The sequence below is a fragment of the Lysinibacillus contaminans genome (assembly GCF_001278945.1).
GTDB classification, from domain to species: Bacteria; Bacillota; Bacilli; order Bacillales_A; family Planococcaceae; genus Lysinibacillus; species Lysinibacillus contaminans.
In genome coordinates, this window is record NZ_LGRV01000003.1 from 2434438 (window position 1) to 2460999 (window position 26562).

A 26562-nucleotide genomic window follows, 5' to 3' on the forward strand; every position below is an offset into this window, starting at 1 on the left:
TTAACTTTCTACTTTTACTTTTGACATTATCAATTTTTGGTTTTCTTCCACCGTTACGACGATATTTTCGTTTAGTAATTGATTGATTACCCCGCCTTTTAGGTTTAACGAAGCACTTAACGTTGCTGAATCTCCTACTGCCTCTATGACAAAAGGAGCTGGATGTTGTTTACCATCAACTGTAATGACAGGTCCATTACATTGTATAAAGGAATTTGCCATTAAACGTTGGCCATTAATGGTGATAGCTTGTGCACCCGAAATTTTCAATTCATTTAACACTTTAAACACATGACTTTCATGCACAATATAGTCATTAGGATTAACTGAAGTCGGATCGTATTCACCATCCTGTAATGTCACACGGATGCCCTTTCCCTCTCCTGTTAAGTTCCCTAATAATAATCGCAAATCCTCTGCTTCTTCCACAAGCTGTTCATATTCATTTTCGTTAGAAGCAAACTTTTTTTCATACTCGCGGATTTTTTCTTGCAAACGGTTGGATTCTTCTGCAAGCTCTTTATTGCGCTCTTGCTGTTCAATTAACTCTTCCCGATATGAATCCTCTTGTGCAAAAAGCTGTGAATTTAACGGACTAGACATTTTGTTATCTTTTGCTTGATTGTACGAATAGCCGATGATAAACCCTGTTGTTATACATACGATTAATAACTCAAACTGTTTTCTAGATAAGAAGTTCCCCTTGCTATTCTTCTTGTTGCTCATCTTCAGTCACTTCCTGCTCGGTCATCTCTCCATCTTCTCCCATATCCAACTCCACTTGGTTGTATGCACTATTGTACGGTTTGAAAGAAGAGCCGACCTCTAAATCAATAACACCTTTTTCTAATTGTGAAATTTGCGCTACCATCGACGGGTAATAATTGAGCTTCTCTGCTAGATTCGAAATAACTGCACGTACCTCATAACCGTTATTCATGTAGAGTTTGATGGCATTTGGATTAGTTTCACTTTCATTTGAATTAATTTGAGAAATTAAAGCAAGAACTTCAGGTTTTAAGATAGCTAATTGTTCAACAAGCTTATTAATCTTTTTTTTGCTAGTAATGCCGATAAAGACGGGTGCATCTATCGGTATGTTTTCATCAGCTTGTTCAAAGCGCTTGCCATTCTCAAGTAACGGGTAGTAATTACCATCACGCGCTAAGTAAGCAACCTTTTTCCATTCTTCCACTTCTATCGTTACATCGCGTAACCAATTACGTTTTACCTGTACATCTTGAACCCATTCATCCTTCAATATTGCTTCCTCTACATCTTTTACTTTGAAGCCCCACATCGACTGTCCTTCTAAAATCTTACTTGCCTCAACATAATAATTTTCATTGACTAAAAATGCGCCATTGACATGTATTCTTTTTATGTCACTGTAAGGGGATTGAAAATAAAGGAGTACAGATAATACAAAAAAGAAAAGTAATATCAACACTATAAATTTACGATTTGTTCGCTTCTTCCGACGTTTTTTTAGTGTAGGTATACGATCTTCAATATCAATTACCTTCTCCATATTATGCACTCCCTCCTTTATATTTATTTTGCTAATTGATAAATAATACCTATTATTAACCACATTGTTACTAATGATGTGCCTCCGTAGCTAATAAAAGGCAGTGTTACCCCCGTTACGGGCACTAATCCGATTACAACAGCTATATTTAAAAAAGCTTGCACACTTAACATTGTTACAAGTCCTATGATGGCGTAAAAGGCCGTTCTTGTCTTCGCTTGGACCGCTAATTTATAGCCAGCATACAAAACAAGCACAAATAATGCGACAATGGCCAACCCACCTACCAAACCGACTTCTTCCAAAATAATCGCGAAAATAAAGTCGTTTTGAGGCTCTGGTAAATATAAAAACTTTTGCCTACTTTGCCCAAAACCATGTCCGAAAATACCTGCCGGACCGATTGCCATTAATGACTGTACTGCTTGAAAGCCACTGCCCAAGGGGTCTACCCAGGGATCAAGGAATGCTTCTATTCGTTTCAATCGATAAGGTGCTGTTGCGATTAAAGTCGCTAACCCCGCAATACCTACCACAATAAATAATCCATAGAGCTTTAATGGATAGCCTGCTACAAAAAACAACAAAAATACTGATACGACTAGGATAAAAACAGAACCAAAATCTGGTTGCAACATGATGAGTACAATTGGTAACAATAAAATTGCACCATGTCGCCAATTCACAATAGGTTTGCCAGTTTTATGCTCTGCTAAAATGTGACTCATATATACGATGACGGTTATTTTGACAAGTTCTGCTGGTTGAATTGTTAATGGCCCGAGCCCAATCCAACTTTGTGAGCCATTACGGACAAGGCCAATTCCCGGTATCAAAACGAGTACAAGTAAAATTAAAGAAAATACATAGGCCATTTTCCAAAAGGACTTCGTTTTAAGAGCATCTAGTCGAATGGTGACGAAAAACACTACAATAGCTACAACGAAGTATACGCTTTGCTTCATATAAAACGGCATTTTTTCACTATAATGAATAGCACTCCAATACGTGCCAGCAGAATAGACGAAAATAATGCCGATTATTGATAGCATCAACGTTGTTATGAGCAATAAATAGCTTTCTTTACCTCTCAGTAATGCCATCCTTCCAAGTTAAGTATATTCTAAAATAATTACAAGCTGATTACAGCTTCATTACAGCATCAATAAAAGCGTCGCCGCGAATCTCAAAACTATCATATTGGTCCCAACTTGCACATGCTGGTGAAAGTAAAATAATATCGCCTTCATCCGACATTGGTGCTGCATAATGCACTGCGTCCTCTACATTTTGTGCGATGACCGTTTGCTGTACACCACAAGATTTCGCAAATTCGACAAAGCGTAAGCCTGTTTCACCAAATGCGACAACCCCTTTTACATGATCCATACATGGACGCAGTTCTTCAAATGAATGTCCACGATCTAAACCACCAGCAAGAAGAATAATTGGCGCTTTAAAAGCTTCTAATGCGCTCTTCGTCGCCAAGCAATTTGTTGCTTTTGAATCGTTGTAAACTTTACGGCCGTTCCATTCACCTACAAATTGCGTACGATGGCGGACGCCTGCAAATGTCTCTAATACTTCTTCCATCTTTGTTTTATCACAATTTACTAAAATACAAGCGGCTACAGCAGCTAGAATATTCTCTAAGTTGTGCTTACCAGGAAGAGCTATATTTGCACGTTCCATGTAAGGCTCACCTTGCCAGTAGATTGTTGTTTCATCTGCACTAATACCTTCTTCTGTTCGTCCATTAGAAGAAAACGGCACTTTTTTCGCTTTAGATTGCGCCGCATAACCAACAACGATAGGTTGGTCAGCATTGTAGATAAAATAATCATTTTCATCTTGATTGCGGGTCACATTAAATTTGGCCTCTGCATACATATCAAATGTACCGTGGTAATCTAAATGCGCGTCATACAGGTTTGTTAAAATAGCGATTTTTGGCTTAAATGTTTTCGTACCCATTAATTGGAATGAAGAAAGTTCTGTTACAATAATATTATCCTCAACAGCTTCTTTAGCCACACCACAAGCTACAGTTCCGATATTCCCTGCTATTAATGGCTTTTTAGCACCACTTTCAAGCATTTCGAAAATAAGGGTCGTAGTTGTTGTTTTACCGTTCGAACCTGTAATCCCAATAAACGGAGCCTCGCTAATTAAATAAGCGAGCTCAATCTCTGTCCATACAGGAATATCACGACCTAGTGCATCCGCCACAATTTTATTGCTATAAGGAATCCCTGGATTTTTCACCACTATTTCAAAACCTTCATCAAGTAAATCCTCTGGGTGACGACCACAAATGACTGTAATACCTTTTTGAAGTAGTCCCTGTGCATCTGGGCTTTCATCGAATGGTTTTGAATCATTGACTGTTACAAATGCACCAAGCTCATGTAAGATTTCCGCTGCTGCTACTCCACTTTTAGCTAAACCTAGAACAAGCACTTTTTTATGTTGTAAATCTGTGTAATTTCTCATAATAACGCCTCCGTTAAGACTGCAATCAATGCTACTCCTAAAGCAGTTGACCAAAATACAAGGACAACTTTCCATTCTGACCAACCAGATAATTCAAAATGGTGATGAATTGGACTCATCTTGAAAATACGTTTTTTACGAATTTTAAAGCTTCCCACTTGTAGAATAACGGATAATGTTTCAATGACAAACACAAGCCCGATTAATAATAATAAAAGCTCTTCTTTTACTAATACCGAGACCATTGCAATTGCCCCACCAAGTGCAAGTGAACCTGTATCACCCATAAACACCTTCGCAGGATTTGCATTAAAAAGTAAAAACCCTAGTAATGCACCCGTTACTGCAAATGTAAATACTGCGATATCAGCTTGGTTTTGGAATAGAGCGATAACACCAAATGCCGCAAATGAAATGGAAGCTGTCCCTGCTACGAGACCATCTAATCCATCTGTTAAATTAACCGCATTCGAGAAACCAACGAGCCAGAAAATTAAAAAGGCCACATAGAAAATGCCTAGGTCAATTGACCAATCTGTGAACGGAATGGCTAACGTTGTGTCAAATGATGCTACATGTAATAAGAAATAGACAAGTATCGAAATAATAATTTGCCCAATCAATTTTTGAATGGATGTTAAACCTAAATTACGTTTAAAAATAACTTTTAAACCATCATCTAAAAAGCCAATAACACCAAACCCTACTAACACAATTAATAAAACAATTGTATGCGTTGTGAATAAATCTAAATAGCTGCCGACACCAACTGTCGTAATAATGATCGCCAATAAAAAGATCATGCCACCCATCGTCGGTGTACCAGCTTTTTTCATATGGGATTGTGGTCCTTCTTCACGAATACTTTGCCCAAATTTCAAGCGACGTAGAAGGGGTATACTAATTGGTGCCAAAATAACTGTTACTATAAAAGCAATAGCTAAAATGGTAAGCGTTGTTGCTAGTTCCATTAAAAAATCTCCTTTAAATCTTGTTTAACTTCTTCCCTTTATGGAGAAAGTTAAAACCATAATATATTTAATACTGCCCTTCATAATAATAGTTGTTCTTTCTCTATTTTTAAAGGCAAAGTTACGTTACTTTACTAAATATAAATGAATTATGCCATCTTGTGCGATAACGCTTCCTACTTCAGGTAATTGACTACCAATTTTTGTCCCTTCTCCATGCCACTCAATTCTAAAAGGATAATGTTGTTTTGCTATGTCATCCTTTGTTTGACCTATAAAGTTTGGCATTTTTTCTGTAATTGGATCTGGCCAACGGTAAGCTTTTTCTAACTGCTCAGTAGATTTTTCAATTCCTACAAAAGGCGCAATATCCTCAATAATTTGACCAACAATCGGCGCTGCTACTACACCACCAAATTGTGTCGTCTTTTTTGGATTATCGATTGCTACATACACTACAATTTGCGGATTATCTGCCGGGGCAAAACCAATAAAAGATACAATGTAATTGCCGTCAATATAGCGATTATTTTCTACTTTTTGTGCTGTACCCGTTTTACCGCCAATACGTAAACCATCGCGAAATGCTTGTCGTCCAGAACCGTTTGCTACAACAGACTCTAAAGCAGCACGTACTTTTGCTGATGTTTCTTCACGAATGACTTGTCTTTTCACAGTCGGCTCTGTCTCTTTAATGACTTCGCCATTTTGGGGATTGTATATTTTCTTCACGACATACGGTGTATATAGCTTACCGCCATTTACCGCAGCCGCAACTGCCTGTACCTGCTGAATTGGTGTTACCGCGACGCCTTGACCAAATGAAGTAGTTGCTTGCTCGACAGGCCCAAATGCATCTTTCGAAAATAGTATCCCCGAAGCTTCACCAGCAATACTCGAACCCGTTTTTTCACCAAAACCAAAATCTTTAATGTACTGCATTAGTCGATCCTTCCCTAGTCGTTGTCCTAACTCTATGAAGCCTGGGTTACAGGAGTTTTCTACGACCTGAAGGAATGTTTCATCCCCATGTCCTGCACGCTTCCAACAGCGAAGTCTCGAACCTGCAACCATCGTGTAGCCTGGATCATAAAACCTTTCATTCTCTAAATCTACTAGGTTTTCCTCTAATGCTGCGCTTAATGTAATGATTTTAAAGGTAGAACCAGGTTCATACGCCATCCACACTGGTAAGTTTCGATTATAAATCGCTGGTTCTACTGACTGGTACTTGGCTGGATGAAAGGTTGGATATGAGGAAAGTGCTAAAATTTCACCCGTGTTGGGATTCATCGCAATCGCCATTGCTTGGTCCGCTTCGTATCGCTCCATTGCCTGAGACAACTCACGCTCTACCACTTGCTGTACATCCACATCAATCGTTAACTCTACCGTGGCTCCATCATCGCCAGCCTTCCAAGCACTTGCTACATTCGGTAAATTGTTCCCTCTCGCATCTGTAAATAAGCGGATGGCTGAAGCATTTCCTTGCAAAAGTTTATCATATTCATACTCAATACCTGCCAGTCCCTGCGCATCATAGCCTGTAAAGCCAAGAAAACGTGATAACATTGTACCGTATGGATAATCCCGTAAATAGTCAACACCACTATATAAGCCTTCTATCTGCAAACCTTGCAGTTCAACAGCCTTTTCATAGGGGATATTCTTCCCTTCAGGTGCCAACTTCACTAAATATGCCTTCTTCTGCATCTTTTCTAAAAGAGTTTGTTCATCCACTTCAAGTACCTGCGCAATTTTTGTTGCTGCTCCTTCAATATCCTTGCTTTGGGACGGCATAAAATATAACGTCGGTGCAAGTTTATTGGTTACAATACTTTCCCCATTCCGATCTGTAATATGTCCTCTTTCATTGGCAAATGGAATCTCACGGTCCCAGTTTTCCTCAGCTTTTTTCGTTAATTCCTTTTGGTCAAAAACCTGTAAGAAGAAAAGCCGAATCACTACCGCCGCCGTCAGACATATAAATAATACATACAACAAACGTAATCGCTTTTTTGAATGGATAGAAATCCACTTCATTCGACATCACACCTTGTTTTTTACAACGTATGAAATGAAGTGGACTTCTATTCAATATCTATTCAATCTCTATATTTTCAATTTCACCTTCTGAAGGAGCTTCTACATCTGGTATTAAGCTTTCAGCAGGCGTTTCGAGCTTAACGACGATTGGTGCACTATCTGAAATAACTGTACCAGCAGACGCACTTTGACTGACAGCAAACCCTTCTCCTACCACCTCAATATTTAAGCCGGACATCATTTTAAACACCAGAACATTTCGTAGCGACCAGTCCGTAAAGTTTGGTAATGTACTATTTCCTGCTGTTTTCAAAAATACAAAACTACTTTCCATAAGCTTATGCTCACCTTTTGGATATTGCTCAATTATTTCACCACCGCCACCTACAATAACTGGTTGCAAGCCATCATTTGCAAGCTCTACCTGTACCGCTTCTGCATTTCGGCCCGTGTAATCTTGAGTAGCTACACGATCCACTGCCTTGACATCATCCGGATTAATATTTAAATGTTTCAAACTATTTTGCATTACTGGATTAAATATTTCAGAAACCGGTATAGAGCCCTGCTTTCCTTTTAACTTTGGTTTTGTAACAGACACGTACATAATTAGCTGTGGGTCATCTACTGGTGCCATACCTAAAAACGAATATAGGAACTCGTCATTTCCCCATGAATAAGCCCCATTAGCTTTAGGTATTTGCGCCGTACCCGTTTTACCTGCTACGTGATATTCTTCTAATACAAAGTGCTTTGCTGTTCCAAATTCTGACGTTAATGTAGAAGCTAGTATTTCTCGTACTTGCTTCGCAGTATCTGCTGATATCGGTTGTCCTTTTTCAATTGGTTCATGTTGTTCTATAACATCTCCTGTAGATGAATCTACAATTCTATCAATTACATATGGCTGCATCATTTTCCCATCGTTCGCGATAGCTGTCATTGCTTGAATAAGCTGTATCGGTGTTACTGTTGAACCTTGGCCATATGTTGTTGTCACGCGTTGAATCGGATATTGCGATAAGATGGTCCCAGTTGCTTCATTCGGTAAATCAATACCCGTTTTTTGACCAAATCCAAAACGACCTAAATAATCAAGAAAAACATCATCACCAATAAGTTTTAATAAATTTGCCATCGCTGTATTGGATGAACGCTGGAAGCCCTCTAAATAAGTAATTGGGCCCCAACCGACTTGGTTATGATCTCGAATCGTCCGGTCTAAAATTGTATATTGTCCTGACTTAAACTTCGTATTCGGCGCCCATTTCCCTGTATCAATAGCAGAAGCAAGTGTGAAGGTCTTCATCGTCGAACCCGGCTCAATCGTTTCCTCAATGACTTCGTTTAACCACTTCATATTTTCACTTGAGCGCGTATCAGGGTTGAATGTTGGACGCTGTGACATCGCAAGAATTTTCCCTGTTTTCGGATCTGCCACAACTACTGACATAGACTCAGGATTATACTCTTTTTCTACACGTGTCATAGCATCTTCTACAAAACTTTGAATCGTTTTATCTAACGTTAAATAAATATCATCGCCATCTTTAGCTGGCGTTATCATTTTTTCACTGTTTGGCAGTAAGTATCGGAATGCATCGGTCTGGTATTCGACTTTCCCATTTTCGCCAGTTAACACCTCGTCGTACGTTTTCTCAAGACCCATTTTACCTTTTGTTGTCACCGTACCATCTTCGTTCTCCTCTTTTAGCGCAAAGCCAATGAGATGAGACGCGAAAACACCATTCGGATAATAACGTTTTAAATCACTTACAAACAGTATACCCGGTAAATTTTCTTCTTTTATTTTGTTCATGATTTCATGGCTAATCCCTCGACCTGCACTACCAAATTCAACTTGATAGGGTTTTTTACCGTCGCTTTTAAGTTTCGTTAGTCGGCTATAGATTGCCTCTTCATCCATCTCCGGCTCTAAATATTCTGCCAATATTTCTGCAGTTCTCTTAGCATCGACAACATGACGAGGTTTTTCTGGGTTAGTTGTTGCACTTTCATTAACAACCGCAATTAGTCGATAGCTAAGTGTATCCTCAGCTATAACTTTGCCATTAGTATCATAGATTTTCCCTCGGTTAGCGGTAATAGCACTCTCTTTTTGATATTTCGCTGCAGCCTTTGCTGCTAATGCTTGTCCTTCCACTTCCCCAGTAGCCTGCAGTGTGACCATTCTTGTGAATAATAGGAAAAAGAGCCCTCCATAAAAAATTAATAATAGAAAGGCTCCCCATTGGAATCGAAATCTCTTTTTTTTCATTCTCCCGGCACTACCTTTACATTTTTCTCATTTTGAGTTAAACCGAGTTCTTCTGCTTTTTTCCATATGTTATCGTATGTAGAAAGTTCACTTACGCGAACCGTCAAATCTACGTTCTGTCTTGATATCTCTTCTACTTGTGTTTCGATTTTTTGAATTTCCATACTCGTCGTTTGAATAGCTGCCTGTTTATTTAATACAACGATTGATAGTACCGCAACAATGCCTACTAAAATAAGTAACATCATTTTTTCAAACTTTTGGTTCGTTTGTTTGCGACGTTTAATGGTGGGTTTTGGACTAGGTGGTGCTACTGGTTGTTGCACATGCTGTTGCTGTTGTTGCCTTACACGTACTGCTGCCATTTACTCACGTCCTTTGTCGTTAATTTTCTCCACCACTCTAAGCTTCGCTGATCGTGCACGATTATTAACTGCTAACTCCTCTTCTGAAGGTAAAATCGGCTTTCTTGATATAAGCTTTAAAGTCGGTTTCATATAGTCTGGAATCACCGGTAAATTCGGTGGTAATTCAGGTAGTGACGAAGCTTCTTTAAAAATCGTCTTACATAAGCGATCCTCTAATGAATGGAACGTAATCACGCTAATGCGTCCTCCAACACCAATCATTTCAATAGCATCTACAAGTGAGTCTTCTGCTGCACCTAGCTCATCATTCACAGCAATGCGAATCGCTTGGAAAATACGCTTCGCTGGATGCCCGCCTTTACGACGTGCAGCCGCAGGAATACCTTCTTTAATAAGTTCTACAAGTTGTCCAGTTGTTTCAATTGGTGCCGTTTTACGTGCTTCCTCAATTTTGCGGGCTACTTGTTTTGAAAATTTCTCTTCTCCGTAACGGAAGAAAATACGGACTAAATCCGCATATGCCCATTCATTGACAACATTGAATGCTGACAGTGGTGCCGTCTGGTCCATACGCATATCAAGCGGTGCATCATGATGATAGCTAAACCCACGCTCAGGAGTATCCAACTGTGGTGAAGATACGCCAAGGTCATATAAAATGCCGTCCACTTTTTCAATATTTAAAGCTAGTAATTCTTCTTTTAAATAACGGAAATTCGAGTGCACAAATGTGACACGATCTATATAAGGTGCTAAACGAACTTTTGCATTTTCAATAGCCGTCGTATCCTGGTCAAAACAAATGAGACGACCCTTTTCTGATAATTGTTGTACTAAATATTCACTGTGCCCTGCTCCGCCAAGCGTACAGTCCACATATACTCCATCAGGATCGATGTTCAACCCGTCAACAGTTTCTTTCAATAGCACGGTTGTATGATCGAACATACTAATCGCTCCCTCCAGGCCTTTCTTTTTAACTAAAAATCAAAGCCAATCATATTTTCTGCAATTTCATTGAAAGATTGTTCAGATTCAATGAAATAAATCTCCCAAGCATCTTTAGCCCAGATTTCAATTCTATTCGATACACCTAGCACGACACACTCTTTCTCAAGATGCGCATGTGCGATAAGAGTAGAAGGAATATTTACTCGGCCTTGCTTGTCTATTTCAACTTCCGTTGCCCCTGAAAAGAAAAACCTCGCAAATGCACGTGTATCTTTCTTGGTCATCGGTAAGCTTTTTAATTTTTCTTCGAGTTTTCGCCATTCATTCATAGGATAGCCAAATAGACAGTTATCAAGACCACGTGTGACAACGAACATTTCGCCTAAAGCTTCACGAAATTTTGCCGGCACGATCAACCGTCCTTTCGCATCAACAGAGTGTTGATATTCTCCCATGAACATACTACTCACCCCACTTTAGTAAATAATGTACCACATCCCCCCACTTTCCTCCACTTATTTTAAAAAAAACTTGACATTTTTATAATTAATGTGTGAATAGACCTTTAGCAAATTATTTGATATGTGATAAATGGCATAAAAAAAGAGCCACTCTTAATAGAGTAGCTCCCTTTCCATCATGACAATCGATATCCATTATCAAATTTATATATTACATTATGATTCAATTAGGTATTTACACTCATTTTATTACCATTACAAAAAAAGTAAATAGTGGTGATTTCCGATGTCATACGGTTTTTCTAACATTTCAGCAATTAAACTAGGTCCAAACTCATTCATAAACTGGTATGGATTATAAGAACGCTCTTGGAACGAGTCATTTGGATATAGTTCGTTTTGCAATATCATAAACTTACGGATGGTTGCTTCATGTTTCGTAAGTACTGTTTGTTCAATTTTTTGCTGCAAATAATTAAATTGCTTTAAATGATTTTCTTTATTTTTCATGATGATTTTATCTAACGGAATTTGTTGCGATTCTAAATGCGCTTCAAGCTCCTCGAATTTTTCACTAATTAGTTGTTGCATTGTCTGAATTTGGCGATTCGCTTCTTCGTCTTGCACAGCAGCCATAAACTGTTCTTTTAATTGCATCGCTTTGCCATCCCAAACATCCTCGACTGATAAATCATATTCTTTCAGTAGTTGTTCTACCTGTCTAGTAATTAGCGTTATGTGAAGTCGTGGTGCAAAAATCGGCATTTGTAAGCCCAGTACAGAAAAAGCCTCTTTTAGCGTTGCCCAATAGGCAAGCTCTCCTGGCCCACCAACAAAGGCTAGTACCGGTAATGTCATTTCCTGCATTAATGGCCTTGTGATCACATTATTACTCAACTGTTCGGGATGAATTTCAGCAATTTCCAATAACGCTTCTCTCGATAGCTTTATATTTGCTGCTAAATTCACAAATTGATCATGTCGTCGTTCTAGTAAATGGCGTTCACCATCTTTTACATAAAATAGATTGGCAGCTTCACTTGTAGAAAAAATCGGCGTCCCATATCCTGCTTTATCGAATGCTTGTTCTTGCACTGTTACAGCCTGAGCAATTTCTTCGTTATTCCGAATAATATGCGTAAAGTTTTGGCTTTCATATTGTCGGAATTTCGTATCAGCGGCATCAATCATCAGTAAACCCTCGTGTTTGAACAAATGATTCATTAAACGAGCAAAGAAATCGGTAAACGTATCACTCTCTCTCAATGCATCTCGCAAATGTTTTCTGATTCCTTCAGTATAAGCTGTTTCCCCAAAATCTTTCACAACTGTATTCATAAATTGAGTCATCGCTTCTTGATTTAAAGCTGTTGATGAGGCCATTGTTTTACGTTTTGAACGCTCACCATACGCACGTTTTCTAACACTCGTTCCACTTATTGTGTATGTGTGATTAATTTCTTCTAAATCATGATCTTCTCCTGCAATCCAAAAAATCGGTACGACTGGTCTCTGAAGTTTTGCACTTTGCTCTTTCGCTAACGCAATAACTGAAATCGCCTTATTTACAGAGTATAGAGGACCTGTTAAAACTCCCGCCTGCTGTCCACCAACAACAACAAGTGCACCTTGCTCTAATTGTTTTAAATGCTCATTTATTTTATCCGATATACCTAACGGCTCCATAAATTGACGAATAATCGTCGTTAACTCAGTTTGGTCCTTCATCTGCTGTTCTAAATATGCCGCTCGCTTTTTAAATGACCCGTCACTATATTCGTACTCAAAAAATGTATGAATGGCAGTGTTTGGCGACCAATAGTCTGCTAGCACACGATTTCGCACAGGTATTTGGATTGACTCCTGTTTCATTTAACATAAACTCCTCTACTCACTAAATCATCTAATTCGATATTTACACTCTATTAATTCTATTATTTTAACGCTTTCTTCAACAACATGAAAAGAAAATGCTTATATGTCCTGTAAATATTCTACAAGGGATTGAATTATTCCCACTACACAAATAATAATATACGCTGCACTTAATAATAAAAATAAAAAGCGCCAAATTTTTCGTAATAATGCTTTAACTTCAATCTCTTTTTTTGTTCGCCAGTCTACATATGTAAAAATCATCGCCATAAAGACTGCTACTATTACTACAAATACACCAACATTTACTTGCCATACTGCACCGATTGCAAGTGGTACTGAAAAAAATAAAAAAAATGTCGTCACATCCGATGCGGCTCCGAATGCATGCGTTCCTTTAATCTTTATTTTCCGCCCTATGAAAAAAACAAGCACAAAAATAAGCACAGGACAAAAAATCATTATACTAATAAGGATATGTAAAAATTCTTTCAATTCCGTTCACCACTCTCCTCAATTGCTAGTACTTGATGATAGAATGTGCGCAAAGTCGGTAATGTGTGCCCATTATTTAAAGCCTTTCGTAAAACCGCACCTACAATCGTGTCGATTTCACTTTTTCTCCCATTTAAACGATCTGCTAGCATTGACGACGTATTAGCTGCCGTTTTTTCACATAACGCAACAACATCAGAAAATGGCACGGTAGATTCAAGGCCCGGAAAAGCATCTATTAACTCTTTATATAAAGTCTGCACTAACAAAAACGTCTGCTTATTCGTTAATAGCTCTCCATTTTTCACTTGCAAAATGGAAGTTAACGGGTTTATTAAACTATTTAACACCGCCTTTTCAAACAGCATTCGCTCTGCATTTTGCGCTAATGTAATTGGAAAAGCAGGATTAACCATTTGCTGAAGCCTTAAGAAAAGTGTCTTGTCTCCGCGAGCAATTGCAATTTTGCACATACCTTGTCCTCTATGTAAGACCGTCGTATTATTTTCCACTTGCGCACCAAACGCAATAGAACTAAAAGCAATCGTCTCTTGTTGTAATTTTAGGGCCTCCTCATAATGCGCTAAACCATTTTGCATAAATAGTAACGGGATGTCCTTCGGTAACGCTGACAGTTCCTCATAAATCGTATGTAATTGACCGTATTTAACAGCGATTACGGCTAAATTTTGATGAGGTAATGTACTTAAACTAGTTGTCGCAACAACTTTACTTCGCGTCTTTGTACCATCAAAATTGACTCGTCTCAAACCTACTTTATTTAATTCCTGTGCCTGTTCTGGTCTTCTAACAGCTACCGTCACATGTATACCAGCCTCCGCTAAAAAACTTGTCGTCAGCATACCGACAGCACCCGCTCCTATAACAACCACATTCAAAAAATCTCCCCGCTTTCTTATGCGCAAAAGGCCTGCCAACTAGATGGCAGACCTTCGCAGGTGTTTTTATTATACAGGATTTACGAGATGTTTTCGATACAGTAACGGGATTTGTTTCAGTTCTAAATATGCGAAATCAGTACTAGAATCGCAAAAGATCGACCTACATAAAAATATCATCGACCTTATTTTAGATATCCTTACTTAGTCCCTTTTTGCTTTCTTTCCAAACCACTAATCTTTCATTAGTGAATACCCCTGTTGTAACCATTTCACTAACTTTTCGTGTTCATTTTGTAATTCTCGATGCTGCACCTCAAGACTTTGATAGGCCTCAGTTAATTCATCAAAACTTGTCAACGCTAACTTCAAATGACTACGCATCGATTGTTGTGGTTGATTGCGCACAGCGGATAACGACTGGCTATATTGTCCACGCAATGTTTTATTCCAACGAAAACCACACGCCTGCTTCGTTCGTCCAAGTTCTTCCGCAGCTAATTCAAATGCCTCTAACTGTGTTTTACCATTTTGCACATTATGCAACACGATTTCCGCTAATCTTTCATCGTCATCCTTCGTCCATTGATCTTTTCTTTTTTTAAGTTCCATAATCTATCACCCTCGCATTTTTTACTACTATATGCTTTGGCGAACAAAATAGAATCATTCTACGAAAAAAGGCAATGATTATTGTAAGTTACAATAATCATTGCCTATAAAATATGGCTCTATACCAAAATATGCACTTTCAGAAGAATCCCTTCCCACGGGATTCTTCTGCTCTAAACAATACTCCTATTAGAATCAAGTACAAATTACGATAAAGAACCTAAAATATTATTTATTATTGTTCTTCGTTAAGAAATTTTTGACCGCCTGATGATGCGCTTCACTTTCCCAAAGTTTTGCGCATGTACGCACCTCTTCCATCACACGCTCGTACATATTACGCTCACGCCATTTACGAAGTTCAATTTCCTTATATGCTTTATGCACAGACGGATGGATTTTACGCATATGCTCAGTAAAATCATCTAACGCTTCTTCTTTTGAACCTTCAAAGACACGCATTGCCCAGCCAATTTCATATAGTAAATCCGCTGGGTACCTCTTCGCATCCACAAGCATCTTCATCGCACGGTCGTGACGTAAGCCCCTTTCGAACAAGTAGGTACCGCCACCCCAGCCACTCGTAATAGCTAGAGTACCTTGAATAAAGCCGCATTTCGCATGGCTCGCAACCAAACGAAAATCACAAGCTGTCGCAATCTCACAACCTCCACCTACTGCCGTTCCGTTTATCAGTGCAACCGTTGGTACTGGTAAAGTAGCTAGATCATATAAAATTTTCCCCATCTTACTAAGCATAACGAATGCTTCATCTTCCGTTTCAAGCGAATGAAATTCTGATAAATCGCCACCTGAACAAAATGATTTCTCACCCGCTCCTGTTACAACTAAAAAACGCACATCATTATGTGCATGAATATATGTAATTACTTCTTGTAAACCATTCATTACTTCATTGTTTACAGCATTATGTTTTTCTTCTCGATTAATCGTAAACGTAATGATGCCATCTTCATTGTCAATTATATAAGCCATTCCTACTCCCCCTTTGTTTTATACAGTAAATTGTATCATACAACTATTATCGCACTATATATTTTTTCGTTATTAACGCAAAATTCCGTCATATTAAAGCATAAAAAAAGGCTAGTAGAGAGCCATGGTCTCTCTACTAGCCTTTTAAGTGAGCAAACACTGAATTATTTGCTTACTACTTCTTTACCTTTGTACTGTCCGCAAGCTTTGCAAACACGGTGTGATAGTTTAGCTTCACCACAGTTAGGGCAAGCTACCATACCAGGTACAGATAGTTTGAAATGCGTACGACGCTTTCTTTTTGCAGTTTTAGAAGTTCTTCTAAATGGTACAGCCATTGATGGCACCTCCTTACAGATCGTTTATTCGTCTGTTTGATCAAAATACTTAGCTAAAGCAGCCAGTCTTGGATCCAATTTTGGTTCGTCAGCTTTTTTGTGAAGTGCTACGTCTTCATCCGTTGCGTAAGTCCAGTTTTTGCCACCATGCACTTGTCCTTCGGTATTCTCTTTGAATACTTGCATTGGCACCTCAAGAAGAATTAACTCCTCAAGAACTGGCTTCATGTCGATAACATCACCATCAAGATAGTGAATATCACCGTCATCTTCCCCTCGTTTTTCTTCATCAACCCAGCTGAATATTTCAACTGTTTCGATTTCGATAGGAAACTCAACATCTTCCCACGTGCGTGCACATGGAAGTGTTAACGTGGCTGTCACTGTCAACTGACAAGTCATTTGCGATGCACCAAAAGTACATAGCCCTTTTACATGAACGGGCGAAATCGCACGAATATCCTGGTTTCGCTCCATCACTTCGTCCAACTGTACATAGGCATCAATTGGCATTCCGTCTTGGCGGTATTTAGATAATTGATGAATTGACCATTTCATTCGTTTAATCACCTCGAGACAACACTGTTGATTATATATTGTGTGAAAATAGATGTCAAGATAATTTCTTGTCACCACTTGAAAACCCGCTTATAATTAGACATATTATCAATTACACGTCAGCGTAATACGTCCAGATTCTACCCACAAAACATTTGGTGAATACATTTAAAGGAGGTTTAAGTTATGCAAGCAGTCGGCATTGTTGTTGAATATAATCCATTTCATAATGGACATGCTTATCATTTAGAACAGGCAAAACAAGCAGCAAAAGCAGATATCGTCATTGCCGTAATGAGTGGTTCATTTTTACAGCGTGGTGAACCTGCCATGGTTGATAAATGGACACGCACACAAATGGCACTCGCTAGCGGTGTCGATATTGTCATAGAGCTACCATATGTCTATAGTACCGCATCAGCTACTGATTTCGCAAAGGGGGCGATTTCTCTTCTTACAGCTATTCGCTGTGATTCCTTTGTCTTTGGCAGTGAGGATGGTTCTGTTCAACCTTTTTTAAATACATACCATCTCATTAAACAGCACCGAGACGAATACGACTCGCTTGTTAGATCAAGCTTACAAACTGGAGCAAGTTTTCCGAAAAGTCTTCATTACGCCTATGAACAGCTTACTCAAAATCATCCTGCAACATACATTGATTTAGCACAACCAAATAATATTTTAGGCTTCCATTATATAGAAGCCGCCGACAGAATAGGTAGCCCCATCCAGCCACTAACGATTCCACGAGTAGCAGCTGGCTATCATGACGATTTAAAAGAGGGAGCTTCCATTGCCAGTGCAACAGGTATACGTAAGGAACTCGCTGAAACGGGTTCATTGGAAGGTGTTAAAAATGTATTACCAGAATCTTCTTATGAATATTTATGCAATTGGCATGAACAGCATACACGATTTGCCAGTTGGGAGTCCTTTTGGCCACTCCTGCAATTTACAATTATTCGTCATTCACCAAACGAATTAACACGTTACGCTGAAGTGACAGAAGGTATCGAGCACGCCCTTTTGAAAGCTGCTAAAACAAGCGATACATTCAAAACTTTTATGGAAAAGATAAAATCCAAACGCTATACGTGGACACGATTACAACGGATGCTTACTCATATTTATACAGGTTTTACAAAGGAGCAATTGCATTCATTTGATACACCAACGACAATTCGCTTACTTGGTATGACAGCACAAGGACAGCACTATTTGGGAAGACATAAAAAAGAATTCACATTACCACTTGTTAGCCGTGTTGCCGCGACCGAAGATAAAATGCTTGCTATCGACCTTCACGTTGCGGAAATTTATAATTTTAGCGTTGAGTCAAGTGGTTCTTCACATAAACTCCCAAAAGACTATCAAACACCACCAATTCGTTTTAAATAATTAGATAAGTGAGCTTTTGTATATTTCCAACAATACCCTTTTACCGAAATAAAAAAATGGTGCACTACATGACTCCATGCAGTGCGCCATTTTTTTATTTTGGTTCCAATTTTTCTAAATAGTTAATCGCATCATCAATGTTTTTCACAGGGACTATTTTCATTTTCGTGCCAATGTCTTCGGCTGTTTTAACCGCCGTTGCATAATTCGATTCTAACTCAGGATACTTCACCTTTAGTTCAGGCGAAATTTCGTCTTCTGGGGCAAAGAAAATCTCCATGCCATCGCGGTCAGCCGCAATGACTTTATAGTCAATTCCGCCGATGCGACCAACTTTACCATCTATATTCATTTCACCAGTACCCGCAATCTTATAGCCCTTAGTTAAATCCTCAGGTAATAACTGATTTAAAATTTCAAGTGTGAACATTAAACCAGCTGACGGTCCACCAATATCTTCTGTTCTCATGGACACTTCTGGTGTTGTTTCAATTGTTTTACTTTCTGCATACGTAATCCCTAAACCAGCACGTTTTTCTTCAGTACCTGGAATTTCTTTTAACGTAAGCGTTTCTTCCTGTTGTTTTTTATTGCGTACAAATTGTATTTTTACTTCATCATCAATTCGCTTCTTTTTTAACAGTTCTACAAGCATTGCTTGATTTTCAATTTTTTGTCCATCAACTTTGACAATTTCATCACCAGCTTTTAAAATACCGTCTGATGAGCCACCATCAAGAACATTTAATACAAAAACTCCTTCAAATTTAACATCAACATCTAGCCCAGCTTTCTTGAAGGCTACGTATTTTGCATTAAACTGTGAATCTGACATGAGCTTTAATTGGCGAACATTATATTCTTCATTATCCTCTAACGGATTCCTCACTTGGTTGATATCCATTAATTTTTGGTACTTTTGAGTTTTTGCCCATAAATACGTCACAGGTGTTGCTTGTTGCATCGCAACAGTCATCAGGCTCAACGACCCTTCATCATCTTTATCACCATCTGCAACGGTTACAAATTCGCTGACCTCGTAGGCACTTCCTGGTTTCATAATATATGCGTCTATTCGATACAACGATAAAAAAGCAATCAATAATAAAAACACAACATATAAACTAATTTTTTTCTTCATAATTAAAGGCACCCCCTAGACGCAATCAAATCATTTGTTCATTGTTCTCACCTTTTACACATATATTGATTTTAGCATTTGCCTATGTGAATGACAAAAAGTTGAAACGAGATGATATGATGATTGCGACAATCCAAATATTGCTCTGCATACTTCTTATTCTATTACTATTGTTATTTCCACAGACCGCTCATACTGGAACAGATTTAGGTCTTCAGCTATTTATGGAAGCCCTCTTCCCATATTTACTCCCTTATCTCATACTTACACAATGGCTACTGCGTTTAACTGCACCGCTTCGCACCAAAACAAAAAGAGCTTCTCTGTACGTACAAGCATACGTAATTAGCGCTCTTGGCGGCTATCCTACAGGCGCAACAACAATTGTTTACTTAAAAAACAGTGGGCAGCTTCATCCAAAAGAAGCAAACTTTTTATTAGCTGTTTGTCATGCGCCTAGTCCACTTTTTGTACTCGGCTTTGTTAGTCTTGATTTATTACAAAACAATACGTTTGGGTGGTTGTTTTTATGTTTATTACATAGTTTTAATATTTGTTGTTTAATAAGCGGCTATTTTTTATTTCGCAAAACAGCACCTCCCACTATTTCGGTTCACAATACACCACTACATGCATCACCTTTTTCAGAGAGTATTAAGGAAACAGCCCCTACATTACTGCTAGTCGGGACAACAGTTATTTTTTTCACAGCTATTCAAACGATTGTTCAAAAAAGCTTAGTCGAATTGGTTCCTGGCCTACCGCAATCATTAGAATTTTTGATTGCAGCCGTATTAGAAGTAACAAATGGCATAAAAATGACCATTACAACTTTTCCCTCACACCCGTATTTACCATTATTCGTTGTCATTCTCTTGACGATGCAAAGTGTTAGTATTCATCTTCAAATTTTTGTTATCGCCAAATCAGCCAAGCTCTCCGTTCGTCCATATATTAAATTCCGACTACTTAGTATCATCGTCGTACCAACCGTTTATGCGTTATTTTTTCTATAGACGAAAAAGCACATGTGCCCGAATAGGAACATGTGCTTTTTTCACTTTACAAAACCGTATTTTTCTTTTAACGCTTGTTCAACACAATCAGGTACAAGATCACGTACACCGCCGCCATATTTCGCCACTTCTTTGACAATGCTTGAACTTAAGAATGAATATTGATTTTTCGTCATAATGAAAAATGTTTCTATCGTTTCATCCAGAAAACGATTCATGGATGTAATTTGCATTTCATATTCAAAGTCCGATACCGCACGTAGACCACGTACGATCGCTTTAGCGCTCTTATCTTTGGCATAGTCGATAAGTAGCCCAGATGAAGATTCAATACGCACATTCGGTAGCGTTTTTGTAACCTCCGCCATCAATTCCATGCGCTCTTCTACCGAAAACAATGGTTGCTTCGATGAATTATTTAATACAGCCACATATACAACATCAAAAATATCCGCAGCTCGTTTAATAATGTCTAAATGACCAAATGTAACAGGGTCAAAACTTCCAGGAACAACAGCAATTTTATCTGACAACTTATTCTCCCTCTTCCCCAGTACAACGATATACGGAAATAATCGTTCCACCGTATGTTTCTTGTCTTTGTAATGTGAAGGCATTAAAGTTTTGTGGCAGCTCCACTTCCTTCGCATGTTCACATAAAATGATACCATCTTCTTGCACTTTATCATTGTCGACAAGTATCTGCACTAAGTCATAATACTCTTTGTGATGGTATGGCGGATCCAAAAACACCAATTTAAATTTGACTTCGCGCTTTAATAGTGCCTTCACAGCACGCTTTGCATCAATGCGGAAAAGCTCTGAATACTCTTCATATCGGCATTTTTGAATGTTTTCTTGTAGTACTTGAAAGGCCTTGAAATCCTTCTCAATAAAAACTGCATGCTCAGCACCTCGACTTAGCGCCTCAATGCCAAGCCCGCCACTACCAGCAAATAAATCGAGCGCTGTCCCCCCATCAAAAAACGGACCAATGATATTGAAAATCGATTCCTTTACTTTGTCTGTTGTCGGTCTCGTTGTATTTCCTGTAATTGCCTTTAACGGCATGCCTTTACGTTCTCCCGCTACTACTCTCATAGATGCAACTTCACCATACTTTCCTTTACTACTTAGTAGTAAAAAGCAACACAAACGTGTCGCTTTTTATACTTACTATTATTGTTACTGTGTTAACACTTGTATACGATTTTCACTTTTTTGCAATTCAACAAAGAATAGACGTTGTAACCACGCTTCTTCTACATAATAACGATCGGCAATTTTAAGTATCGGTTCAGAAATCGTTGAATATCTACGCTGATTAAATACATAAAATCCTGGTTCTTTTGGGAATCGGAATGTACGTGTATCACTGTTCACATAGTAACCATTTTCCCCTTCACCAGCAGTGTAACCTAAATGCGGCAATAGTGTATCAGCAGTGTATAAAGTTTGTCCTTCGTATAAAATAATATTTACATCTTCTTTAATGATCTCGTCTATATACACGCTTCGTCCATCTTCAAATAATAATGGGTAAACACTATTTTCATTTGCGACATTTAACTCAAAATAAGATGTTTTCATTGCTAATACTTCCGATAAAAGCTCATCCATTTTAGCCGGAGATATCGGTTCTTCACCCAAGCTTTTCACAGCTTCTTGCCATGCACGCTCTTGGTCATCAGACATGTACTCTTTTAATATTTCTATCATTTCTTTTGCTTTATCAGAGCCAATAGAGCCACTTACTAAATACGACGCTACAACTTCTATTAACCACTCTGGCGCATCCTTAAACTCAAGCTCCGACTTAATTTGCGAGAGAATAACCTGTTGTTCTACTGCCTTAGTCGTTAATTCTGGTAAGAATAATATTCGATCATCATGCTCAGTAACTGGATTTTGCTCTTGTATAATAGAAATATGCTCATCATTTAAAAATTGTATGCTTTCGAGTGCTTTTAAAAATTCGTTGGATATCGCTTGCTTAGCATAAATCGATAATACAGGTGTTTGTTTTTGCATTTGTAAATCCCCTGCTTGCCAATATAAATCATGCACTGCACCACTTCCACTAAACATTATGTAGTTTACAAGCGATAACTGTTGTTGCCCTATTAACGGCAAACCTGTTACCCATTGTCCTTCAGTCTTACCGTCTGTTGAAATATGTACAACAGAGTAAGATGTTTCGCCATTTATTAATGTAGCAAATACATCTTGAATCAACATTTTATCTTGTAAGCCACCCTCAAGTGGAATTATGTACGAAACGGATTGCGCCTTTGTATCACCTGTTTTAAAATATGTCATTTCTTCTGACAAACGGTTACAACTGTTTTTATTGTCAATGAAGCAAGTTGGATTCACTGCATTTTCCGGCCATTTTATTTTCACTTTTTGATTAGGCAAATTCTTAAAATGCTGCCTGACATCCAAACTATTTTCACGATAAACAATCTCAATTTCTTGCGAATAGTGGAATTCGCCATTACCTGTTTCTAATTCAAATGAATATGCCTGATATTGAAAAAATAATGTACCTGTTATAATTAACGCTAATATGGAAAAAAAACTCAATGCAAATTTCATATGCTAGACCTCCCGTAGCATGATACTATGTGTATTGGAAAGGATGTGCAAATAGTATGCCACAACAATTTATAGAACTAGGTGAAGGCTATGGCGATGTATACGAGCTTCTTGAGATTATTAAAACCAATCAGAACCGCTTCCATCAAGCCTTCATTCTTACATCAACAAAAGATAAAAAAACAGTTTCTTCTTTAGCAGTTGCCCTTAAACCAGCGAATGACAGTAAATTCATGCCTATTTACATTTGTCGTGAAGGTATTCCTTTCAATGAAGACAAGCCATCAAAACGCCAAATGATGTTCGAAGATTGTATTGAACAACTCGGCAGAAAAGCTGTAGTTGTAGAAATAAAGCACTCTTCTATATTTTCGGAGTCAAAACTATTTTATCAATACCTTATTGGAATAATGAGACTACATCACTATATTCCTGCTTTAACTTAATATTATAGACCTGCTTTATAATCATATTCCTTTGCCTTATCAGGTTTAGCATTTTCAAACTCTGTTTTAAGGAAAGGACGAAAAGATTCCACAACGTCTTTCACAAAAGGAAGGCGTTGTATTTTTGTAATCATCGTTTCAATATCCTCTCGATCGCAATAAATCACCACATATTTTTGCTTGCGAGAAATGTAATGAACATGACCATATTTCCGAAGTGATTTAGCATGTTTTAATTGATGGACGTAAACGATAAGCCCTTGTCGTTCGTTCATATAGTATTCCCTCATTTCTTATCTAAAAGAATACCATACACCGGAAAATGATAGCAACAGAGTTTAGCTGACAACTGGATGGTTTTTCCGTTATAATGGAAATGCATAGAGTTATTTGTTGACAGAATTTTATTCACTTTTTTCAAATAAAGTTATTTATTTAGTGCCTTTAATGAAGAAGATGATTGTTAAGGAGGACGAATATGGGTAAGAAAACAAAAATAGCAATTGCCATTGCAGCTGCTAGTGCGGCTGCTTGGGCAGGAAGTAAAGCTATTTCTAAACCGCAACAGCGCGAAGGAAAATCAGCATTACAATTTGATCGTCCAATTGTACTCGCACATCGCGGTGGTACTCATTTGGCACCTGAGCATACGATGCCAGCTTTCGAAAAATCTGCACAATTAGGCGTTGATGGCTTTGAAATCGACATTCGTTTAACAAAAGATGAAGAAATTATTGTATTCCACGATGCTACTATTGACCGTACAACAGATGGTTTTGGTCTAGTAGCTGAAATGACATTAGAAGAAATTAATGCCTTTAACCATGGCTACCAGTTTGAAGATTTAGAAGGCAATACTACATTCCGCGGTCAGAAAGTGGACGTTGTGACACTACGTGAATTACTAGAAACATATTCTAATATGTTAGTAAGTATTGATATAAAAGATGCACCTGATACGTATGAAGGTAGTTTAATGCCGTCTAAACTATGGCGTTTAATTGAAGAGCTCGGTGTAGAGGACCGCGTTGTTGTGACAAGCTTCTACGGGGAACAAGTGGATCGTTTTAATTTATATGCTCAAAACCGTGTCGCACTTGGCGCAGGTGAATCAGATATAAGAAAAGCATTCACTGCTTTTTCTAGCCAGTTCGGACATTTATATCATCCAAAAGTGGATGTATTTCAGATTCCTACAAAATCTGGTGTTGTTGCACTCGATTCGCCAAAGTTCATTCAGTTTTTAAACGATCTCAATATTCCTGTTCATTATTGGACAATCAACGATTTAGTAACCATGAATAAGTTGATTCGAAATGGCGCTAAAGGCATTATTACCGACCGTCCTGATATAGCAATGATTTTACTACAAAAATACCAATAAAAAAGAGCGTATCCAAAGTCGAATTTCGGCTTATGGGACGCTCTTTTCGCTATTAGCTATTGTAAGTTATTGAGCACGGCTTCTGTTACTTCACGTAAATTAGCTGTTCCGCCTAAATCACCTGTTTTCACGCCTTGTGCTAACGTTTCTTCAATAGCATTTAACACCTTTGTTCCTACATCTGGATAGCCTAAGAAATCGAGCATCATTTTCCCTGTCCAAATTTGTCCAAGTGGATTTGCTATACCTTTTCCTGCGATATCCGGCGCAGAGCCATGAACGGGTTCGAACATCGACGGATACTCACGTTCAATATTTAAATTGGCAGCTGGCGCAATCCCGATACTCCCCATAATCGCCCCACCTAAATCCGTTAATATATCTCCAAATAAATTCGAAGCAACAATCACATCAAACACTTGTGGCTTCATCACTAGAAACGCAGCTAATGCATCAATATGATTAGTTGTTTGCCCGATGTTGCCATAATATTTTCCAACTTCTGCAAATACTTCATCCCAAAACGGCATACTGTACGTTAAACCATTTGATTTTGTAGCACTTGTAACATGCTGACGACGATCTTTTGCCATCTCAAAGGCATAACGCATCGCACGTTCTGTTCCTTTGCGTGTGAAAATCGCATTTTGAATTGCCACCTCGTCCTGACCACTATGGATGCGACCCCCACTTTCTGAATATTCTCCTTCAGAATTTTCACGAACGACCACAAAGTCAAACCCATTTGGATTACGCAATGGCGAAGGTAAACCTTGTAATAATTTTGCTGGGCGCACATTAATAGATTGTTTCATCTCACGACGAATTTTAATGAGTAAGCCCCAAAGTGAAATATGGTCTGGCACAAGGTCTGGCATACCTACAGCGCCTAAGAAAATTTGATCATACCCTTTTAATAGGTCAATACCATCGTCTGGCATCATTTTGCCTGTTTCTAAATAATATTCGCAGCCCCACGGAAATGTTGTCCATTCAAATTGAAAACTGCCATCTAGTAGTGCTGCCTTGTCGAGTACTTCCATTGCTGCCGGGACAACTTCTTTTCCTATGCCATCCCCTGGTATCACTGCAATTCGGTAAATTTTCATATGTATAGCCCCCCTGTTTGAACTTTTCTTACACTTTTACTATACATTTTTTTTGACACAAAAAAAATAGAAGAAGTGTAGTACCTACACTTCTTCCATCGTTATGCCGAGCAAGAGCAAGAGCCACCTGACCCACAGCCACTTCCGCAAGCAGAATTTGATGCGAAAAACGGATTACTTACAGGAACTTTCACCGCTTCAGATACGGTTTTACCTATAAGTAAGCTAATTTCATCAAGCAAATCTTGAAAGTCGTTTTCAGCTAGTTTTAACGCTGAAATTTTTTCATTTAAATCGAGTTCGCGCTTTTGCTGACGAATCGACTTCATGATTGTATGATAATCAGGATGATATTTCCCAAAACGTTGTACATCTTCGTATTGCTCTTTCATGCGTCCGAATGCTTGAATAGCTTCTACTAATTGTGCATCGCTATAAACGGCATTATACGCGTGCTGTAGCTCATTCGCAGGTTCAGAGGATAGAATCATCTCGCAAAGCTCATCGGCCATATCTAAAATGATTGCCCATTCAGAGGTCATCATCATCGTTAATTCCCCCAATCTCTTTCCCATCATAACAGATTTTATGGTAA

General features: G+C 38.4%; 28 protein-coding genes. 4 read left to right on the top strand and 24 right to left on the bottom strand.

Annotated features, from left to right (window positions below; all coding sequences use genetic code 11):
• From AEA09_RS13965 to AEA09_RS14045, 17 genes are all read right to left on the bottom strand, one after another.
• Entirely contained in the window at positions 1-726 is a 726-nt protein-coding gene (locus AEA09_RS13965) for a DUF881 domain-containing protein (protein WP_053584443.1), read from the bottom strand.
• Entirely contained in the window at positions 707-1531 is an 825-nt protein-coding gene (locus AEA09_RS13970; protein ID WP_053584444.1) for a cell division protein FtsQ/DivIB, read from the bottom strand. Before AEA09_RS13970 ends, AEA09_RS13965 begins: the two co-directional genes overlap by 20 nt.
• A gap of 23 nt (positions 1532-1554) precedes the next feature.
• On the bottom strand, positions 1555-2634 hold the full coding sequence (gene ftsW / locus AEA09_RS13975; protein WP_053584445.1) for a putative lipid II flippase FtsW: 1080 nt from the start codon (positions 2632-2634) through the stop codon (positions 1555-1557).
• A gap of 40 nt (positions 2635-2674) precedes the next feature.
• Entirely contained in the window at positions 2675-4024 is a 1350-nt protein-coding gene (murD, locus tag AEA09_RS13980; RefSeq protein ID WP_053584446.1) for a UDP-N-acetylmuramoyl-L-alanine--D-glutamate ligase, read from the bottom strand.
• On the bottom strand, positions 4021-4995 hold the full coding sequence (gene mraY, locus AEA09_RS13985; RefSeq protein ID WP_053584447.1) for a phospho-N-acetylmuramoyl-pentapeptide-transferase: 975 nt from the start codon (positions 4993-4995) through the stop codon (positions 4021-4023). The genes murD and mraY overlap by 4 nt, the downstream gene beginning before the upstream one ends.
• Positions 4996-5121: 126 nt before the next feature.
• Positions 5122-7038: a stage V sporulation protein D gene (locus AEA09_RS13990; protein WP_053584448.1), complete on the bottom strand. Its 1917-nt coding sequence runs from the start codon at positions 7036-7038 to the stop codon at positions 5122-5124.
• 58 nt (positions 7039-7096) lie between these two features.
• Complete coding sequence (locus AEA09_RS13995; RefSeq protein WP_053584449.1) at positions 7097-9319, bottom strand: penicillin-binding protein; 2223 nt, start codon at positions 9317-9319, stop codon at positions 7097-7099.
• Positions 9316-9684: a cell division protein FtsL gene (gene ftsL2 / locus AEA09_RS14000; RefSeq protein WP_053584450.1), complete on the bottom strand. Its 369-nt coding sequence runs from the start codon at positions 9682-9684 to the stop codon at positions 9316-9318. Before ftsL2 ends, AEA09_RS13995 begins: the two co-directional genes overlap by 4 nt.
• Positions 9685-10635: a 16S rRNA (cytosine(1402)-N(4))-methyltransferase RsmH gene (rsmH, locus tag AEA09_RS14005; RefSeq protein ID WP_053584451.1), complete on the bottom strand. Its 951-nt coding sequence runs from the start codon at positions 10633-10635 to the stop codon at positions 9685-9687.
• 32 nt (positions 10636-10667) lie between these two features.
• Positions 10668-11099, bottom strand: coding sequence for a division/cell wall cluster transcriptional repressor MraZ (gene mraZ, locus AEA09_RS14010; protein WP_053584452.1), 432 nt, complete (start codon positions 11097-11099; stop codon positions 10668-10670).
• 255 nt (positions 11100-11354) lie between these two features.
• Positions 11355-12971 (bottom strand): bacillithiol biosynthesis cysteine-adding enzyme BshC, encoded by a 1617-nt coding sequence (bshC, locus tag AEA09_RS14015; protein WP_053584453.1) that lies wholly within the window; start codon positions 12969-12971, stop codon positions 11355-11357.
• 102 nt (positions 12972-13073) lie between these two features.
• Positions 13074-13469: a DUF3397 domain-containing protein gene (locus AEA09_RS14020; protein ID WP_053584454.1), complete on the bottom strand. Its 396-nt coding sequence runs from the start codon at positions 13467-13469 to the stop codon at positions 13074-13076.
• Positions 13466-14362, bottom strand: a complete 897-nt coding sequence (locus AEA09_RS14025; RefSeq protein WP_245622845.1) for a ketopantoate reductase family protein — start codon at positions 14360-14362, stop codon at positions 13466-13468. Before AEA09_RS14025 ends, AEA09_RS14020 begins: the two co-directional genes overlap by 4 nt.
• A gap of 240 nt (positions 14363-14602) precedes the next feature.
• The gene (locus AEA09_RS14030; RefSeq protein WP_053584456.1) at positions 14603-14980 is read right to left on the bottom strand and encodes a transcriptional regulator; all 378 of its coding nucleotides are present in this window, start codon (positions 14978-14980) and stop codon (positions 14603-14605) included.
• A 228-nt stretch (positions 14981-15208) separates the two neighbouring features.
• The gene (locus AEA09_RS14035) at positions 15209-15976 is read right to left on the bottom strand and encodes an enoyl-CoA hydratase/isomerase family protein (protein ID WP_053584457.1); all 768 of its coding nucleotides are present in this window, start codon (positions 15974-15976) and stop codon (positions 15209-15211) included.
• A gap of 164 nt (positions 15977-16140) precedes the next feature.
• Positions 16141-16314 (bottom strand): 50S ribosomal protein L32, encoded by a 174-nt coding sequence (gene rpmF, locus AEA09_RS14040; RefSeq protein ID WP_010858320.1) that lies wholly within the window; start codon positions 16312-16314, stop codon positions 16141-16143.
• A gap of 24 nt (positions 16315-16338) precedes the next feature.
• Positions 16339-16872 carry a YceD family protein gene (locus AEA09_RS14045; protein ID WP_053584458.1) on the bottom strand — a complete coding sequence of 178 codons (534 nt, stop codon included), beginning with the start codon at positions 16870-16872 and terminating at the stop codon, positions 16339-16341.
• 186 nt (positions 16873-17058) lie between these two features.
• Between AEA09_RS14045 and AEA09_RS14050 the strand changes: the two genes are divergently transcribed.
• Positions 17059-18273, top strand: a complete 1215-nt coding sequence (locus AEA09_RS14050) for a nucleotidyltransferase (RefSeq protein WP_053584459.1) — start codon at positions 17059-17061, stop codon at positions 18271-18273.
• Positions 18274-18367: 94 nt separating this feature from the next.
• On the opposite strand, the gene AEA09_RS14055 is transcribed toward AEA09_RS14050, so the two are convergent.
• The gene (locus AEA09_RS14055; protein ID WP_053584460.1) at positions 18368-19414 is read right to left on the bottom strand and encodes a SepM family pheromone-processing serine protease; all 1047 of its coding nucleotides are present in this window, start codon (positions 19412-19414) and stop codon (positions 18368-18370) included.
• 101 nt (positions 19415-19515) lie between these two features.
• Between AEA09_RS14055 and AEA09_RS14060 the strand changes: the two genes are divergently transcribed.
• Positions 19516-20430, top strand: coding sequence for a hypothetical protein (locus AEA09_RS14060; RefSeq protein WP_245622846.1), 915 nt, complete (start codon positions 19516-19518; stop codon positions 20428-20430).
• Positions 20431-20471: 41 nt separating this feature from the next.
• On the opposite strand, the gene coaD is transcribed toward AEA09_RS14060, so the two are convergent.
• From coaD to AEA09_RS14075, 3 genes are all read right to left on the bottom strand, one after another.
• Positions 20472-20963 carry a pantetheine-phosphate adenylyltransferase gene (gene coaD, locus AEA09_RS14065; protein WP_053584462.1) on the bottom strand — a complete coding sequence of 164 codons (492 nt, stop codon included), beginning with the start codon at positions 20961-20963 and terminating at the stop codon, positions 20472-20474.
• A gap of 1 nt (position 20964) precedes the next feature.
• On the bottom strand, positions 20965-21531 hold the full coding sequence (gene rsmD / locus AEA09_RS14070) for a 16S rRNA (guanine(966)-N(2))-methyltransferase RsmD (protein WP_053584463.1): 567 nt from the start codon (positions 21529-21531) through the stop codon (positions 20965-20967).
• An 84-nt stretch (positions 21532-21615) separates the two neighbouring features.
• Entirely contained in the window at positions 21616-23028 is a 1413-nt protein-coding gene (locus AEA09_RS14075) for a hypothetical protein (RefSeq protein ID WP_053584464.1), read from the bottom strand.
• A gap of 56 nt (positions 23029-23084) precedes the next feature.
• Between AEA09_RS14075 and AEA09_RS14080 the strand changes: the two genes are divergently transcribed.
• The gene (locus tag AEA09_RS14080; protein WP_053584465.1) at positions 23085-23474 is read left to right on the top strand and encodes a DUF7147 family protein; all 390 of its coding nucleotides are present in this window, start codon (positions 23085-23087) and stop codon (positions 23472-23474) included.
• Positions 23475-23476: 2 nt separating this feature from the next.
• Here AEA09_RS14080 and AEA09_RS14085 read toward each other — a convergent pair whose 3' ends face one another.
• Complete coding sequence (locus AEA09_RS14085; RefSeq protein WP_053584466.1) at positions 23477-23749, bottom strand: YlbG family protein; 273 nt, start codon at positions 23747-23749, stop codon at positions 23477-23479.
• A gap of 203 nt (positions 23750-23952) precedes the next feature.
• Between AEA09_RS14085 and AEA09_RS14090 the strand changes: the two genes are divergently transcribed.
• Positions 23953-24858, top strand: coding sequence for a glycerophosphodiester phosphodiesterase family protein (locus AEA09_RS14090; RefSeq protein ID WP_053584467.1), 906 nt, complete (start codon positions 23953-23955; stop codon positions 24856-24858).
• 56 nt (positions 24859-24914) lie between these two features.
• Here the strand turns inward: AEA09_RS14090 and AEA09_RS14095 are convergent, their stop codons facing one another.
• Positions 24915-25967 carry a tartrate dehydrogenase gene (locus AEA09_RS14095; protein WP_053584468.1) on the bottom strand — a complete coding sequence of 351 codons (1053 nt, stop codon included), beginning with the start codon at positions 25965-25967 and terminating at the stop codon, positions 24915-24917.
• 101 nt (positions 25968-26068) lie between these two features.
• Positions 26069-26515: a YlbF/YmcA family competence regulator gene (locus AEA09_RS14100; protein WP_053584469.1), complete on the bottom strand. Its 447-nt coding sequence runs from the start codon at positions 26513-26515 to the stop codon at positions 26069-26071.
• Positions 26516-26562 lie beyond the last annotated feature (47 nt).

What these genes read in the sequence shown, in the direction of transcription:
- AEA09_RS13965 (WP_053584443.1), bottom strand. Translation starts at nt 726, where the DNA reads ATGAGCAACAAGAAGAATAGCAAGGGGAACTTCTTATCTAGAAAACAG.
- AEA09_RS13970 (WP_053584444.1), bottom strand. Translation starts at nt 1,531, where the DNA reads ATGGAGAAGGTAATTGATATTGAAGATCGTATACCTACACTAAAAAAA.
- ftsW (WP_053584445.1), bottom strand. Translation starts at nt 2,634, where the DNA reads ATGGCATTACTGAGAGGTAAAGAAAGCTATTTATTGCTCATAACAACG.
- murD (WP_053584446.1), bottom strand. Translation starts at nt 4,024, where the DNA reads ATGAGAAATTACACAGATTTACAACATAAAAAAGTGCTTGTTCTAGGT.
- mraY (WP_053584447.1), bottom strand. Translation starts at nt 4,995, where the DNA reads ATGGAACTAGCAACAACGCTTACCATTTTAGCTATTGCTTTTATAGTA.
- AEA09_RS13990 (WP_053584448.1), bottom strand. Translation starts at nt 7,038, where the DNA reads ATGAAGTGGATTTCTATCCATTCAAAAAAGCGATTACGTTTGTTGTAT.
- AEA09_RS13995 (WP_053584449.1), bottom strand. Translation starts at nt 9,319, where the DNA reads ATGAAAAAAAAGAGATTTCGATTCCAATGGGGAGCCTTTCTATTATTA.
- ftsL2 (WP_053584450.1), bottom strand. Translation starts at nt 9,684, where the DNA reads ATGGCAGCAGTACGTGTAAGGCAACAACAGCAACAGCATGTGCAACAA.
- rsmH (WP_053584451.1), bottom strand. Translation starts at nt 10,635, where the DNA reads ATGTTCGATCATACAACCGTGCTATTGAAAGAAACTGTTGACGGGTTG.
- mraZ (WP_053584452.1), bottom strand. Translation starts at nt 11,099, where the DNA reads ATGTTCATGGGAGAATATCAACACTCTGTTGATGCGAAAGGACGGTTG.
- bshC (WP_053584453.1), bottom strand. Translation starts at nt 12,971, where the DNA reads ATGAAACAGGAGTCAATCCAAATACCTGTGCGAAATCGTGTGCTAGCA.
- AEA09_RS14030 (WP_053584456.1), bottom strand. Translation starts at nt 14,980, where the DNA reads ATGGAACTTAAAAAAAGAAAAGATCAATGGACGAAGGATGACGATGAA.
- AEA09_RS14035 (WP_053584457.1), bottom strand. Translation starts at nt 15,976, where the DNA reads ATGGCTTATATAATTGACAATGAAGATGGCATCATTACGTTTACGATT.
- rpmF (WP_010858320.1), bottom strand. Translation starts at nt 16,314, where the DNA reads ATGGCTGTACCATTTAGAAGAACTTCTAAAACTGCAAAAAGAAAGCGT.
- AEA09_RS14045 (WP_053584458.1), bottom strand. Translation starts at nt 16,872, where the DNA reads ATGAAATGGTCAATTCATCAATTATCTAAATACCGCCAAGACGGAATG.
- AEA09_RS14050 (WP_053584459.1), top strand. Translation starts at nt 17,059, where the DNA reads ATGCAAGCAGTCGGCATTGTTGTTGAATATAATCCATTTCATAATGGA.
- AEA09_RS14055 (WP_053584460.1), bottom strand. Translation starts at nt 19,414, where the DNA reads ATGAAGAAAAAAATTAGTTTATATGTTGTGTTTTTATTATTGATTGCT.
- rsmD (WP_053584463.1), bottom strand. Translation starts at nt 21,531, where the DNA reads ATGAGAGTAGTAGCGGGAGAACGTAAAGGCATGCCGTTAAAGGCAATT.
- AEA09_RS14075 (WP_053584464.1), bottom strand. Translation starts at nt 23,028, where the DNA reads ATGAAATTTGCATTGAGTTTTTTTTCCATATTAGCGTTAATTATAACA.
- AEA09_RS14080 (WP_053584465.1), top strand. Translation starts at nt 23,085, where the DNA reads ATGCCACAACAATTTATAGAACTAGGTGAAGGCTATGGCGATGTATAC.
- AEA09_RS14085 (WP_053584466.1), bottom strand. Translation starts at nt 23,749, where the DNA reads ATGAACGAACGACAAGGGCTTATCGTTTACGTCCATCAATTAAAACAT.
- AEA09_RS14090 (WP_053584467.1), top strand. Translation starts at nt 23,953, where the DNA reads ATGGGTAAGAAAACAAAAATAGCAATTGCCATTGCAGCTGCTAGTGCG.
- AEA09_RS14095 (WP_053584468.1), bottom strand. Translation starts at nt 25,967, where the DNA reads ATGAAAATTTACCGAATTGCAGTGATACCAGGGGATGGCATAGGAAAA.
- AEA09_RS14100 (WP_053584469.1), bottom strand. Translation starts at nt 26,515, where the DNA reads ATGATGATGACCTCTGAATGGGCAATCATTTTAGATATGGCCGATGAG.